The following is a 13,566-nucleotide window of genomic DNA, read 5'->3' as shown; positions in this document are numbered from 1 at the left end:
GGTGGTGGTATCGGCCCGCGGAACACCGTTTCCGGCGGTGTTCTAGGGCCGCAGTTCCCGTTGTGCCCGCGACACCGCCGCACGTAGCGCGGCGGGATCGGGACCATGCTTGAGGATATCGCGCGAGGACGCGGGCAGAACCCCCGAAAGACCTGCTCCGAACAGGCGTTTCAGGTCGTCCGCCGTCGCTCCCTGCGCGCCGTATCCGGGGGCCAGCACGGGACCGTTCAGCGCACTCAGATCGAGTTCGCCGGACCCGATCGTCGCACCCACCACGACCCCGGTGTCGCCCAGCGGTGACAGGCCCGCGTTGCGGGCCGAAACCGCGTCCACGATTCCCTGCGCCACACTGGTCCGTTCGGCGGACACGGCGTTCTGCAGCCCCGCCGCCTCCGGGTTGGAGGTGCGGGCGAGCACGATCACGCCGCGCCCGCCTGCCCGTGCCAGCTCCAGTGTCGGCTCCAGGGAGCCGAAACCGAGGTAGGGCGACACCGTGATGGCGTCGGCCGCCAGCGGGGCGCCGTCGGCCAGGTAGGCGGCCGCGTAGGCGGCCATGGTGGAGCCGATGTCGCCGCGCTTGACGTCCAGCAGCACCAGCGTGCCCGCCTGTCTCGCCAGCGCGACGACCCGCTCCAGCACGGCGATCCCGGCGGCACCGTAGGCCTCGAAGAACGCCGACTGCGGCTTGAGCACGGCCACCTCGGGCGCGATCGCCTCGGTGGCGGTCAGCGCGAAGCGCTCCAGGCCGCTCGCGTCGCGGGGCAGGCCCCACGCGTCGAGCAGGCCGGGATGCGGGTCCACCCCGGCACACAGCTGGCCGCGCTGCCCGGTCAGCGCGGCCAGCCGCTGCCCGAAGTGCGTCACGACTCGCCCCGCAGGCCGCCCAGCGCCGCCTGGAGCTGTTGCAGCGACCGGACCCCGATGTCACCCCGGATGAGCGCCTCGATGCCGTGTACGGCCGCGGCGGCGCCCTGGATCGTGGTGATGCACGGGATGTCCCTGGCGACCGCGGCGGTGCGGATCTCGTAGCCGTCCACGCGCGGGCCGCTGTTGCCGTACGGCGTGTTGATCACCATGTCCACGCCGCCGGCCAGGATCAGCTCGACGATGTTCGGCTCGGACTCCGTGCTGCCCTCGAAGTGCTTGCGCACCACGGTGCAGGCGATTCCGTTGCGCCGCAGCACTTCCGCCGTCCCCGACGTCGCCAGCACCTCGAACCCGAGGTCGGCCAGCCGCTTGACCGGGAACACCAGCGACCGCTTGTCCCGGTTGGCCACCGACACGAACACCCTGCCCTCGACGGGCAGCGATCCGTAGGCACCGGACTGCGACTTGGCGAACGCCTTGCCGAACGAGACGTCCACGCCCATGACCTCGCCGGTGGACTTCATCTCCGGGCCCAGCAGGGAGTCCACGCCGTGCCCCTCCGGGGTGCGGAACCGGTGGAACGGCAGCACGGCCTCCTTGACCGACACCGGCGCCTCGGCCGGCAGGTCCCCGCCGTCGCCGTTGGCCGGCAGCACGCCGGAGGCCCGCAGGTCCTTGATCGTGGAGCCGGTCATGATCAGCGAGGCGGCCTTGGCCATCGGCACGGCCGTCGCCTTGGACACGAACGGCACGGTGCGCGAGGCCCGCGGGTTGGCCTCCAGGACGTAGAGCACGTCGTCCTTGAGCGCGTACTGCACGTTGAGCAGCCCGCGCACGCCGACACCGGCCGCGATGGCCTCGGTGGAGCGGCGGACGGCCTCCAGGTCGGTGCGGCCCAGGGTGATCGGCGGCAGCGCGCAGGACGAGTCGCCGGAGTGGATGCCGGCCTCCTCGATGTGCTCCATCACACCGCCCAGGTACAGCTCCTCGCCGTCGTAGAGCGCGTCGACGTCGATCTCGATCGAGTCGTCGAGGAACCGATCGACCAGCACCGGGTGCTCGGGCGAGACCTCGGTGGCCCGGCGGATGTAACCGGCCAGCGACTGCTCGTCGTAGACGATCTCCATCCCCCGGCCGCCGAGCACGTAGGACGGCCGGACCAGCACCGGGAAGCCGATGTCGGCCGCGATGCGCCGGGCGCCCTCGAACGAGGTGGCCGTGCCGTAGCGCGGCGCGGGCAGCCCGGCCTCGCGCAGCACCTCGCCGAACGCTCCGCGGTCCTCGGCCAGGTGGATGGCCTCCGGCGGCGTCCCGACGATCGGCACGCCCGCGTCGGCCAGCCGCTGCGCCAGTCCCAGCGGCGTCTGGCCGCCGAGCTGGACGATGACCCCGGCGACCGTGCCGGACTCCTGCTCGGCGTGGACGACCTCCAGGACGTCCTCGAACGACAGCGGTTCGAAGTACAGCCGGTCGGAGGTGTCGTAGTCGGTGGAGACGGTCTCCGGGTTGCAGTTGACCATCACCGCCTCGAACCCGGCCTCCCGCAGCGCCAGCGCGGCGTGCACGCAGGAGTAGTCGAACTCGATGCCCTGCCCGATCCGGTTGGGCCCGGAGCCGAGGATGAGCACCTTGCGCTTGTCCGTCTGCGCCGTCACCTCGCTCTCGGCGGCGGGGTCGGACTCGTAGGCCGAGTAGTGGTAGGGCGTACGCGCGGCGAACTCGGCCGCACAGGTGTCGACGGTCTTGAACACCGGCCGCACCCCCAGCCGGTGCCGCAGCGACCGCACGCCGTCCTCACCGGCCAGTTCCGGCCGCAGCGCGGCGATCTGGCGGTCGGACAGCCCGGTGCGCTTGGCCCGGCGCAGCAGCGCGCCGTCGAGCACCGGGGCGTCGCGCACCTCGGCGCCGACCTCGCCGATCAGCGCGATCTGGTCGATGAACCACGGGTCGAGGCCGCTGGCGTCGTGCACCTGCTCGACGGTGGCACCCAGCCGCAGCGCCCGCTCGACGGCGTAGAGCCTGCCGTCGTGGGGCGAGCGCAGGCTGTCCAAAGTGGACTCCAGCGTGGCGCCCTCGGGGTCGGGCACCGTCCAGAACCCGGACGCCTTGGTGTCGATCGAGCGCATGGCCTTGCCCAGCGCCTCGGGGAAGCTGCGGCCCAGCGCCATCGCCTCGCCGACGCTCTTCATGGTCGTGGTCAGCGTCGGGTCGGCGCCGGGAAACTTCTCGAACGCGAACCGCGGCACCTTCACCACGACGTAGTCCAGCGTGGGCTCGAACGAGGCCGGCGTCTCGCCGGTGATGTCGTTGCGGATCTCGTCCAGCGCGTAGCCGATGGCCAGCTTCGCGGCGATCTTGGCGATCGGGAAGCCGGTGGCCTTCGACGCCAGCGCACTGGACCGCGACACCCGCGGGTTCATCTCGATGACGACCATGCGCCCGGTGTCGGGGTTGATGGCGAACTGGATGTTGCAGCCGCCGGTGTCGACGCCGACCTGGCGCAGTACGGCGATGCCGACGTCCCGCATGTGCTGGTACTCGCGGTCGGTCAGCGTCATCGCGGGCGCCACGGTGACCGAGTCGCCGGTGTGCACGCCCATCGCGTCGACGTTCTCGATCGAGCAGATGACCACGACGTTGTCGTGCTTGTCGCGCATCAGCTCGAGCTCGTACTCCTTCCAGCCGAGCACGCTCTCCTCGATGAGCACCTCGGTGACCGGGCTCTCCTCCAGCCCGACCGAGGCCAGCCGCTCCAGCTCGGCGTCGGTGTGCGCCATGCCCGAGCCCAGCCCGCCCATGGTGAACGAGGGCCGGATGACCACCGGCAGGCCGAGGTCGGCAACGGTCTCGCGCACCTCGTCCATCGAGTGGCAGACCCGGCTGCGCGGCACCTCGGCGCCGATCTCGCGGACGATGTCCTTGAACTTCTGCCGGTCCTCACCGCGCTGGATGGCGTCGATGTCGGCGCCGATCAGCTCGACGCCGTACTTGGCCAGCACGCCGCGCTCGTGCAGCGCGACGGCGCAGTTGAGCGCGGTCTGCCCGCCCAGCGTGGCCAGCAGCGCGTCCGGGCGTTCCTCGGCGATGACCTTCTCCACGAAGTCCGGCGTGACCGGCTCGATGTAGGTCGCGTCAGCGAACTCCGGGTCGGTCATGATCGTCGCGGGGTTGGAGTTGACCAGGCTGACGCGCAGGCCCTCCTCCCGCAGCACCCGGCAGGCCTGGGTGCCGGAGTAGTCGAACTCGGCGGCCTGCCCGATCACGATCGGGCCGGAGCCGATGACGAGCACGTGCTCGATGTCAGTCCTTTTCGGCATTACCGGGCTTTCTCCATCAGGGTGACGAACTCGTCGAACAGCGGGGCGGCGTCGTGCGGCCCGGCGGCGGCCTCCGGGTGGTACTGCACGGAGAACGCGGGCACCTCCTCGGCACGCACGCCCTCGACGGTGTCGTCGTTGGGGCAGTAGTGGCTGATGCGGGCGGGGCCGTAGGGGGTGTCGAACCGCTGGCCGGGCTCGCCCTCCAGGGCGAAGCCGTGGTTCTGCGCGGTGATGGCCACCCGGCCGCTGTCGACGTCGATCACCGGGATGTTGATGCCGCGGTGGCCGTAACGCATCTTGTAGGTGCCCAGTCCCAGCGCGCGGCCGAGGATCTGGTTGCCGAAGCAGATGCCGAACAGCGGGATCCGCCGCTCCAGCACCGCCTTGGTCAGCTCGGTCGGGTGCGTGGTGGTGGCCGGGTCGCCGGGCCCGTTGGACAGGAACACCCCGTCCGGCTCGACGGCCAGCAGCTCGTCCAGCGACGTGGTGGCGGGCAGGACGTGCACCTCGATGCCCCGCTGGGTCATCAGCCGCGGGGTGTTGGACTTGATGCCCAGGTCCAGCGCGGCCACCCGGAACCGGCGTTCGCCTCCGGCGGGCACGACGTAGGGCTTGCCGGTGGTGACCTCGCCTGCCAGGTCGGCGCCCACCATCTCCGGCGCGGCCAGCACCTCGTCCAGCATCTCCCGCTCGCCGCGCAGCGCGTCGCCGGAGAACACCCCGGCACGCATGGCGCCGCGCTCGCGGATGTGGCGGGTCAGCGTGCGGGTGTCGACCTCGCTGATGCCGACGACGCCCTGCTCGGCCAGCTCACCGTCGAGCGTGCGGCGCGAGCGCCAGTTCGACGGCGTGCGGGCCGGGTCGCGCACCACGTAGCCGGACACCCAGATGCGGGCCGACTCGTCGTCCTCGTCGTTCCAGCCGGTGTTGCCGATCTGCGGCGCGGTCTGCACCACGATCTGGCGGTGGTAGGACGGATCGGTCAGCGTCTCCTGGTAGCCGGTCATGCCGGTGCAGAAGACCACCTCGCCCAGGGTTCGCCCCGTGGCACCGTACGCGGTGCCGGGGAACACCCTGCCGTCCTCCAGCACCAGCGCCGCCGGATTCCGACCACTGCTCATGTTCAGGCACCTCCCTTGATCTGCTTGCCGTTCAGCACGTCCAGCCAGCGCTGGTACTCGCCGATGTCGTCGCCGCGGAAGCCGGTGTCCAGCGTCTGCTCGCCCAGTCGCCAGGTGAACACCAGCAGGCTGTTGGTGCCCATCACCTTCCCGGCGATCGCCCGGTCCCGCCGGACGTCCACAATGGACTCCCGGGGGATCCAGAAGCCGGGGGCGCCGACCCGTTCCACCTCCAGGCCGCCGTCGTACAGCCGCAGGGTGGCCGAGCTGCGCAGCCCCGCTCCCCTGGTGACGATCCGCTCCTGCCAGCGGCCGGCGATGGTGGTGCTGACGTAGAGGCCCTCGGCGGTCAGCCGTGCCTCGCCCGGCTCGGCCGGCACCTCGGGGAACGGCGCGACCCGCACGCTCTGCGCCCGGGCCTTGCGCCGCCAGCCCAGCCACATGCCGTAGCAGCACAGCAGGAAGAAGGCGAGCACGCCCATGGTCAGCAGGAATCGTTCCATCAGAGCGCCACCTTTCCGTCCCGGGCGGTGATCTCGCCGCGCAGCAGCGTCGCGGTCACCACACCGGGCAGTCGCATTCCCTCGTACGGGGTGTTCGCGGCGATGCTGGCCAGCTCCTCGCCGCGCACCGTCCACTCGGCGTCCGGGTCGACCAGCGTCAGGTTGGCCGGCTCGCCCACCGTCAGCGGGCGGCCGTGGTCGGGCAGCCCGGCGATCTCGGCGGGCCGCTCGCTCATCACCCTGGCCACGCCGCGCCAGTCCAGCAGGCCCGGCCGCACCATCGTCTCGGCCACAATGGACAGCGCGGTCTGCAGGCCGAGCATGCCCGGCCGGGCTGCGGCCCATTCGCAGTCCTTGTCCTGCGGGGCGTGCGGCGCGTGGTCGGTGGCCACGCAGTCGATGACGCCGTCGGCCAGCGCCTGCCGCATCCGCTCGGCGTCGGTGCCGGTGCGCAGCGGCGGGTTGACCTTGTTGACCGGGTCGTAGGTCGCCAGCCGCTCGTCGGTGAGCAGCAGGTGGTGCGGGGTGACCTCGGCCGACACCCGCGTGCCGCGCTGCTTGGCCCAGGCCAGCACGTCGACGGTGCCCGAGGTGGACACGTGGCACACGTGCAGCCGGGCGCCGGCGTGCCCGGCGAGCAGGCAGTCGCGGGCCACGATCGACTCCTCGGCCGACGCCGGCCAGCCGGCGTAGCCCAGCCTGGCCGCGTGCTCGCCCTCGTGGGCCTGCGCCCCGGCGGTCAGCCGCGGGTCCTCGGCGTGCTGGGCGATCACCACGTCCAGCGCCGTCGAGTACTCCAGCGCGCGGCGCATCAGCAGCGGGTCGGACACGCAGTGGCCGTCGTCGGAGAACACCCGCACCGCCGCGGCCGAGCGGGCCATCGTGCCCAGCTCGGCGAGCTTCTGCCCGGCCAGGCCCACGGTGACGGCTCCGACCGGGTGGACGTCGACCAGGCCGGCGGCCCTGCCCTGCCGCCACACGTGCTCGACGACCACAGCGTTGTCGGCCACCGGGTCGGTGTTGGCCATGGCGAACACCGCCGTGTAGCCGCCCAGCGCGGCGGCGGCCGAGCCGGTGGCGATGGTCTCGGTGTCCTCGCGGCCCGGTTCGCGCAGGTGGGTGTGCAGGTCGACGAACCCGGGCAGCAGCACCTGGCCGGCGGCGTCGATCACCTCGGCGCCGCCCGGGTCGATCCCGGCGCCGATCTGCGCGATCGCGCCGTCGTCGACCAGCACGTCGACGGGGTCGCCCTCGCCGTAGGGCCGGACGCCCTTCAGCAGTACCCGGGTCACGCTGCCTCCTCCTCGGCCGCTGCCAGCAAGTGGTAGAGCACCGCCATCCGGACGTGCACGCCGTTGCGGACCTGCTCGGTGATGGCCGACGCCGGTGAGTCGGCGACGGCCGAGGCGATCTCCATACCCCGCAGCATCGGGCCGGGGTGCAGGACGACCGCGTGCTCGGGCAGCAGCCGCTGCCGTGCCGCGTTGAGGCCGTAGGCGATCGAGTACTCCCGTGCCGAGGGGAAGAACCCGCCGGTCATCCGCTCGGCCTGCACGCGCAGCATCATCACCGCGTCGACGGCGGGCAGCTCGGCGTCCAGCTCGTGGGAGACGGTGACCGGCCAGGCCCCGACGCCCGTTGGCACCAGCGTCGGCGGCGCGACCAGCACCACCTCGGCGCCCAGCGTCGCCAGCAGGTGCACGTTGGAGCGGGCGACCCGGCTGTGCAGGACGTCGCCGACGATGGCGATCCGCCTGCCGTCCAGCGGCCCGAGCCGCTCGCGCAGGGTCGCGGCGTCCAGCAGCGCCTGGGTGGGGTGCTCGTGCATGCCGTCCCCGGCGTTGACGACGTGCGTGCCGGCGTCGGCCAGCCAGCCGGCCAGCCGGTGCGCGGCGCCGGACGCGGGGTGGCGCACGATCACGCAGTCGGCTCCGGCGGCGGCCAGGGTGAGGGCGGTGTCGCGCAGCGACTCGCCCTTGTTCACCGACGAGCCGCTCGCCGAGACGTTGACCACGTCGGCGCTCATCCACTTGCCCGCGATCTCGAACGACACCCTGGTGCGGGTGGAGTTCTCGTAGAACATCGTGATGACCGTGCGGCCGCGCAGCGTGGGCAGCTTGCGGACCTCGCGCCCGAGCAGCGTCTGCTTCAGCTCGTCGGCGGTGTCGAGGATCGCCGTTGCCTGCTCGCGGCCGAGGCCCTCGGTGGCGAGCAGGTGCCTCACGAGTCTTCTCCGTTCCGGCTGCGCAGCAGCACCGCATCCCTTCCGTCGGTTTCGGACAGCAGCACGGCCACCTCCTCGGACCGGGAGGTCGGCACGTTCTTGCCCACGTAGTCGGCCCGGATGGGCAGTTCCCGGTGGCCGCGGTCGACGAGGACGGCCAGCTGCACCGCGCGCGGCCTGCCGTGGTCGCGCAGGGCGTCCAGTGCGGCGCGGATGGTGCGGCCGGAGAACAGCACGTCGTCGACGAGCAGCACGACCCGGTTGTCGATGCCGCCGTCGGGCAGCTGGGTCTGCTCCAGGGGGCGGGTGGGCCTGCGACGCAGATCGTCGCGGTAGAGGGTGACGTCGAGTGCGCCGGAGGCGACCTCGACGCCGGAGAACTCGGCGATGCGCTGGGCCAGACGGGTGGCCAGTGGGGTGCCCCGGGTGGGAATGCCGAGTAGCACCGGTGGGTCGGACCGACCAGCACCGAGTGCGGTCTTCTCGATGACCTGATGGGCCATTCGAGCGATGGTGCGCGCGACGTCACCGGCGGAGAGCAGCTCCCGCTCACCGACCGGTTCCGTCGCGCCACGGGGGCGTGGCGCCACGGTGGACCTCCTTCCCCGCCTCGCTGGACGGGTCCTTAAAGGACGTCGATTCCGCTGGTTGATGCGGTAATCAAGAGCGACATTAGCAGGGTGGCGCGCTCAGCCTTACGGGTGGTATGGCGCGCGCCGGAACCACCCTGGCTGGATCATCTGCTTGACCTGGTGACGACAACGCGTAACCATTACTCTGAGTATTCGACTCGGGAAGGCCCCCTGACGTCCTCCGACCGACGGGGCGAAGAAACGGAGAACCACCAGATGGGCGATTACGCCAAGGCGCTCGGGGCGAAGCTCCGCGGCATCCGCCAGCAGCAGGGGCTATCCCTGCACGGTGTCGAGCAGAAGTCCGGCGGGCGCTGGAAAGCCGTCGTCGTGGGGTCGTACGAGCGCGGCGACCGGGCGGTAACCGTCCAGAAGCTGGCCGAGCTCGCCGATTTCTACGGTGTGCCGGTGGTCGAGCTGCTGCCGGAGGGCCGCGTGCCGTCCGGCGCGGAGCCCGCCACCAAGATCGTGATCAACCTGGAGCGCCTGCAGCAGCTGCCCGCGGAGAAGGTCGGGCCGCTGGCCCGCTACGCGGCGACCATCCAGAGCCAGCGTGGCGACTACAACGGCAAGGTGCTGTCCATCCGGACCGAGGACCTGCGGTCGCTGGCGATCATCTACGACATGACGCCCGGCGAGCTGACCGAGCAGCTGATCGACTGGGGTGTGCTGCCGCCGGAGGCCCGGCCCTCCAAGGAGGACTGACGACGACGGCGGCCCGGTTGATCCCGGGCCGCCGGTGTTTCGTCTAGAGAACGGCGCGCAGCCGGTCGGCAATACTGCCGATGCGTCCGAGCACGCCGTTGACGAACCGTGGCGAGTCGTCGGTCGACAGCTCCTTGGCGATGCCGACGGCCTCGTCGATCGCCACCGGGTCGGGCACGTCGGCCGCCCACAGCAGCTCGTACACCCCGACCCGCAGCACCGCCAGGTCCACCGGCGGCATGCGGTCCAGCGTCCAGCCCTGGGAGTGCTCGGCGAGCAGCTCGTCAATGGCCTCCCGGCGGGCGCCGACGCCTTCGACCAGGGCGATGGTGTAGTCCGCGATCGGGTCGACCTCGACCGAGCCGACGCGGTCGGCCAGCAGCGTGACCGGGTCGCTCTCCCGCTGCGCGGCCTCGTACAGGATCTCCACCGCGCGCCTGCGCGCGGCGCGGCGGCTGATCGGGCCGCCGCGCCGGGGTGGATCGGCTGGGCTCAACTCGAGACCCGGCCGAGGTAGCGGCCGTCGCGGGTGTCGACCTTGACCTTCTCGCCGGTGCTGACGAACAGCGGCACCTGGATCTCCGCGCCGGTCTCCAGCGTCGCCGGCTTGGTGCCGCCGGTGGAGCGGTCGCCCTGCAGGCCGGGGTCGGTGTGCTGGATGACCAGCTCCACCGAGGTGGGCAGCTCGACGTAGAGCGGCACGCCCTCGTGCACGGCGACCTGGACCTCGGTGTTCTCCAGCAGGTAGCCCGCGCCGTCGCCGACGATCTCCGGCGACACGGTGATCTGGTCGTAGGTGTCGCCGTCCATGAAGACGAAGTCGGTGCCGTCGTTGTACAGGTAGGTCATGTTGCGCCGGTCGACCGTCGCGGTGTCGACCTTGGTGCCGGCGTTGAACGTCTTGTCCACCACCTTGCCCGACAGCACGTGCTTGAGGGTGGTGCGCACGAACGCGCCGCCCTTGCCCGGCTTGACGTGCTGGAAGTTCACGACGGACCACAGCTGGCCGTCGAGGTTGAGAACCAGACCGTTCTTCAGGTCGTTGGTGGTGGCCACGAGTACCGAATCTCCTGTAGATGTGTCGAAGCGCGGCCTAGACGACCACGAGTTCCTTGCTGCTCAGGGTGAGGACCTCTCCCCCGCCGTCGCGGACGACCAGGATGTCCTCGATGCGCACACCACCGCGGCCGGCGAGATAGACGCCGGGCTCCACGGTGACGGTCATACCGGCGGACAGTGTACCGGCGCCCGTCGTGGCCAGGCTCGGTGCCTCGTGGACCTGCAGGCCGACGCCGTGGCCGAGCCCGTGCGGGAACTCCTCGGCGTGGCCTGCCCGCTCGATGACCTCGCGGGCCGCCTTGTCGACCGCGGAGACCTCGGCGCCGGGCAGCACGGCCGCGCAGCCGGCGGCCTGGGCGGCCGCGACCAGGTCGTAGAGCTCCCGCTGCCAGCCGGCGGGCTCGCCCAGCACCACGGTGCGGGTCATGTCGGAGTGGTAGCCGTCGACCGTGGCGCCGAAATCGAGCTTGACGAAGTCGCCCGCGGCCAGCACGGCGTCGGTGGGCCGGTGGTGCGGGATCGCCGAGTTCGGGCCGGTGGCGACGATGGTGTCGAACGACGGGCCGGTCGAGCCGTGGTCGGCCATCCGGTTCTCCAGCGCCCTGGCGACCTGCCGCTCGGTGCGGCCGACGGCCAGCTCGCCGTGCTCGATCAGCTCGGCCAGCGCGGCGTCGGCGGCGGCGCACGCGGCACGCAGCGCGGCGATCTCGCTGGCGTCCTTGACCAGCCGCTGCCGCTCGATCAGGCCGGGTGCCCTGCGCAGCTCGACGCCGGTGGCCAGGTCGGCCAGCGCGGCGTGCTGCTCGACGCTGACGTGCTGGCTCTCGAAACCGGTGCGGCGGTAGCGGGCGGCCTCGGCGCCGGCGTGGCCGGCCAGCGCGGCGGCGCTGGCGCGCTCCAGGACCAGCCGCAGGTCGGGCACCTCGGCGGCGACCTGGGTGGCGTAGCGGCCGTCGGTGCAGAACACCGTGCCGTCGTCGCCGTCGGCGTGCAGCAGCAACGCGGCGTTGGAGCCGGTGAAGCCGGTCAGGTAGCGGATGTTCAGCAGGTCGGTGACGAGCAGCGCGTCCAGCTCGGCGTCCCGGATGAGGGAGCGCAGGGTGTCGCGGCGGCTGGCGAGGGTTTCCCTGGTCTCAGGCACCCGGACAGCTTAGTTAGGCTTGCCCGATGATGTACGCCTGGCTGGTGCGCGCGTTCGGGATGGCGCTGCTGCACGCGGCCGCCGCCGTCGTGCAGGCGAAGATCGCCGTCTTCTCCCCCGACGACGCCGACCTGGCGCGGATCGTGGCGGTCGCGCTGCTGGTCGGCGCCGCGGCACTGTGGAGCGCGCTGGACGGCTGGTGGCGCAGGCCGGACCGGGGCAAGGTGTGGTTCATCGCGTCGCTGGTGGCCGGGCCGGTGTCCGGGCTGCTGTCGGTGATCGGCCGGGCGGTGTTCGTCGACCAGACCGGCATCTCCGAGCTGGGCAACGCGCTGACCGGCGGAGCGGCGTTCACCGCGTTGCTGATCCTGCTCCCCGCCGGGCTGGGCCTGTTCGTCGGCGGCAAGCTCGGTTCCGATCAGCGGCCCAAGGCCGAGCCCGCCGGGTAGGTCCGCCAGCGCTCGTCGGTGATGGCCTGCGGAACGGAACCGTTGAGCTGCAAGGCTTTCGCCGAGCGCACCGGCCACAGCCTGCCGTCGTCGAGCACCACGCCGAGGCCGAACGCCGTGGAGCGGAAGGCTTCCGCGCCGGAGCGCAGGTGCGCGGCCACCGGTGCCCGGTCCAGCTGCGGCAGCCGGGTGTCCAGCACCCGCGCGGCCAGTTCCCCGGCCACCGAGCGGCGGTCGACCCGCACGACGGTGCCGCCGGTGACCAGGTCCATGGTGCGCAGCGGGGAGGGCATCGCGAAGCCGTCCAGGACGGCCAGCATGCGCGGCACGTCGCCGCAGCCGTCGATGCCCTTGAGGTCGATGCCGAAGTGCCGCAGGTTGGTCGGCGCGCCGGCCTCGCCGATGACCGTGGCACGCACGACGTCCAGCGGTACCCGGCCGCACGGGTCGGTTGCCGAGACCGGGGCGTGGCCGTCGGGCTGGCGCAGCAGGCCGGGGCCCTCCTGCCAGGGGCCGGGGATCAGCGCGGGCAGGTAGGGGTTGGTGCGGAACTCGCGGTCCCAGAAGGTCAGCGTGGTGCCGTGCTGGGTCTCGTGGGCGATGGCGAACGCGGCCAGCGCGTCGACCCACATCAGGTCGGCGCTGAACGCGTCGACCAGCGACCGGGTGCGGGGTGCCTGCGTGTTCTGGACCTGGAGGAAGCCGTCGGGCCCGACCGTCTCGATGCCGCCGGCGAACGCCGGGTCGCGGGAGCGGACGATGAACTGGCCCGCCCCGTTCCAGCCCGCCGCCTTGCCGGTGGTGTCGGTGAACATCAGGTAGAACCAGCCGTCGAGGAAGACCGCCGCCGGCTGGCCCGCGCCATAGGTGTTGTCGCGGTGGACGTCGTGGGCCGGGTTGAGGATCGGCCTGCCGCCGTTGGCACGGGTCCAGGTGAGCCCGTCGGTGCTGGTGGCCAGCCCGATCGAGTTGCCCAGCGCGTGGTCGCCTGCCGCGCCGGTGTAGTACAGGTAGTAGGTCCCGCCGACGCGGAGCACCGACGGGTCGCAGGTGTGGACGCCGTCGAACCCGCCGGGGGCGCCGGACAGCACGGCGCGGGGCGGGGCGCCGCCGGGGGCGCGGAACGGGCCGTCCAGGCCGGCGGCCTCGCCGTAGAGGATGTCGTCGCCGGGCGGTGCCGCGCCGGGGTACTGGCTGCACCACCACATGCGGTTCAGCGCGCCGTCGCGCATGAGGGCTGGGCCGTAGTTGTACGGGGCTCCCGGGCCGCCCGCGGCGACCGTGGCGCCGCTTTCCCGGCCGAGGTCGGTGGTCAGCGGCTGGTTGCTGGGGCGCGGCGGCGGTGGCGGCGCCTCCGGCGCGGGCTGGTCGCCGCCGATGCCGGGCCGGTTCGGGCCCGCGCCCTCGGCCTGCGGCTGCGCCGCGCTGGATGTGCAGCCCGCGACGGCGATCGCGGCGAAGGCGAGGGCGGTGGCGCCACGCAGTGCTCGCACCATCGGTCCGCCGTGTGGTCGCCGCAATCCCGCTCCCCGAGCCGTGCCGTTC

At 72.3% G+C, this 13,566-nt stretch carries 13 protein-coding genes; 2 read left to right on the top strand and 11 right to left on the bottom strand.

The genetic code is table 11. The annotated features are described in order from the left end of the window. Window positions 1-42 precede the first annotated feature (42 nt). From pyrF to pyrR, 7 genes are read right to left on the bottom strand one after another with little or no spacing between them, the layout of a single operon-like run. On the bottom strand, window positions 43-864 hold the full coding sequence (pyrF, locus tag EWH70_RS00585; RefSeq protein WP_130473201.1) for an orotidine-5'-phosphate decarboxylase: 822 nt from the start codon (window positions 862-864) through the stop codon (window positions 43-45). Further along, entirely contained in the window at window positions 861-4,184 is a 3,324-nt protein-coding gene (carB, locus tag EWH70_RS00580) for a carbamoyl-phosphate synthase large subunit (RefSeq protein ID WP_130473200.1), read from the bottom strand. The genes pyrF and carB overlap by 4 nt, the downstream gene beginning before the upstream one ends. After that, entirely contained in the window at window positions 4,184-5,308 is a 1,125-nt protein-coding gene (carA, locus tag EWH70_RS00575; protein ID WP_130473199.1) for a glutamine-hydrolyzing carbamoyl-phosphate synthase small subunit, read from the bottom strand. The genes carB and carA overlap by 1 nt, the downstream gene beginning before the upstream one ends. Before the next feature lie 2 nt (window positions 5,309-5,310). Further along, the gene (locus tag EWH70_RS00570; RefSeq protein ID WP_130473198.1) at window positions 5,311-5,811 is read right to left on the bottom strand and encodes a PH-like domain-containing protein; all 501 of its coding nucleotides are present in this window, start codon (window positions 5,809-5,811) and stop codon (window positions 5,311-5,313) included. Beyond that, window positions 5,811-7,103, bottom strand: a complete 1,293-nt coding sequence (locus tag EWH70_RS00565; protein ID WP_130473197.1) for a dihydroorotase — start codon at window positions 7,101-7,103, stop codon at window positions 5,811-5,813. Before EWH70_RS00565 ends, EWH70_RS00570 begins: the two co-directional genes overlap by 1 nt. Next, window positions 7,100-8,035, bottom strand: coding sequence for an aspartate carbamoyltransferase catalytic subunit (locus EWH70_RS00560; RefSeq protein WP_130473196.1), 936 nt, complete (start codon window positions 8,033-8,035; stop codon window positions 7,100-7,102). Before EWH70_RS00560 ends, EWH70_RS00565 begins: the two co-directional genes overlap by 4 nt. Next, the gene (gene pyrR / locus EWH70_RS00555; RefSeq protein WP_130473195.1) at window positions 8,032-8,625 is read right to left on the bottom strand and encodes a bifunctional pyr operon transcriptional regulator/uracil phosphoribosyltransferase PyrR; all 594 of its coding nucleotides are present in this window, start codon (window positions 8,623-8,625) and stop codon (window positions 8,032-8,034) included. Before pyrR ends, EWH70_RS00560 begins: the two co-directional genes overlap by 4 nt. Window positions 8,626-8,883: 258 nt before the next feature. Between pyrR and bldD the strand changes: the two genes are divergently transcribed. Next, window positions 8,884-9,372 carry a transcriptional regulator BldD gene (gene bldD, locus EWH70_RS00550; protein WP_003096372.1) on the top strand — a complete coding sequence of 163 codons (489 nt, stop codon included), beginning with the start codon at window positions 8,884-8,886 and terminating at the stop codon, window positions 9,370-9,372. Window positions 9,373-9,415: 43 nt separating this feature from the next. Here bldD and nusB read toward each other — a convergent pair whose 3' ends face one another. The 3 genes from nusB to EWH70_RS00535 are packed head-to-tail and all read right to left on the bottom strand — an operon-like array spanning window position 9,416 to window position 11,572. Next, window positions 9,416-9,868 (bottom strand): transcription antitermination factor NusB, encoded by a 453-nt coding sequence (nusB, locus tag EWH70_RS00545; RefSeq protein WP_130473194.1) that lies wholly within the window; start codon window positions 9,866-9,868, stop codon window positions 9,416-9,418. Then, window positions 9,865-10,428, bottom strand: coding sequence for an elongation factor P (gene efp / locus EWH70_RS00540; protein ID WP_130473193.1), 564 nt, complete (start codon window positions 10,426-10,428; stop codon window positions 9,865-9,867). The genes nusB and efp overlap by 4 nt, the downstream gene beginning before the upstream one ends. 37 nt (window positions 10,429-10,465) lie before the next feature. Next, complete coding sequence (locus tag EWH70_RS00535; protein WP_130473192.1) at window positions 10,466-11,572, bottom strand: M24 family metallopeptidase; 1,107 nt, start codon at window positions 11,570-11,572, stop codon at window positions 10,466-10,468. Between the two features lie 29 nt (window positions 11,573-11,601). Between EWH70_RS00535 and EWH70_RS00530 the strand changes: the two genes are divergently transcribed. Beyond that, window positions 11,602-12,021, top strand: a complete 420-nt coding sequence (locus EWH70_RS00530; protein WP_205669007.1) for a B-4DMT family transporter — start codon at window positions 11,602-11,604, stop codon at window positions 12,019-12,021. Here EWH70_RS00530 and EWH70_RS00525 read toward each other — a convergent pair. Continuing rightward, window positions 11,991-13,517 (bottom strand): glycoside hydrolase family protein, encoded by a 1,527-nt coding sequence (locus EWH70_RS00525; protein ID WP_130473190.1) that lies wholly within the window; start codon window positions 13,515-13,517, stop codon window positions 11,991-11,993. The genes EWH70_RS00530 and EWH70_RS00525 overlap by 31 nt on opposite strands. Window positions 13,518-13,566 lie beyond the last annotated feature (49 nt).

The sequence above is a fragment of the Amycolatopsis suaedae genome (assembly GCF_004214935.1).
Classification (GTDB): Bacteria; Actinomycetota; Actinomycetes; order Mycobacteriales; family Pseudonocardiaceae; genus Amycolatopsis; species Amycolatopsis suaedae.
Note: the sequence above shows the minus strand (reverse complement) of the source record. Positions and strands in the feature narration are given on the sequence as shown.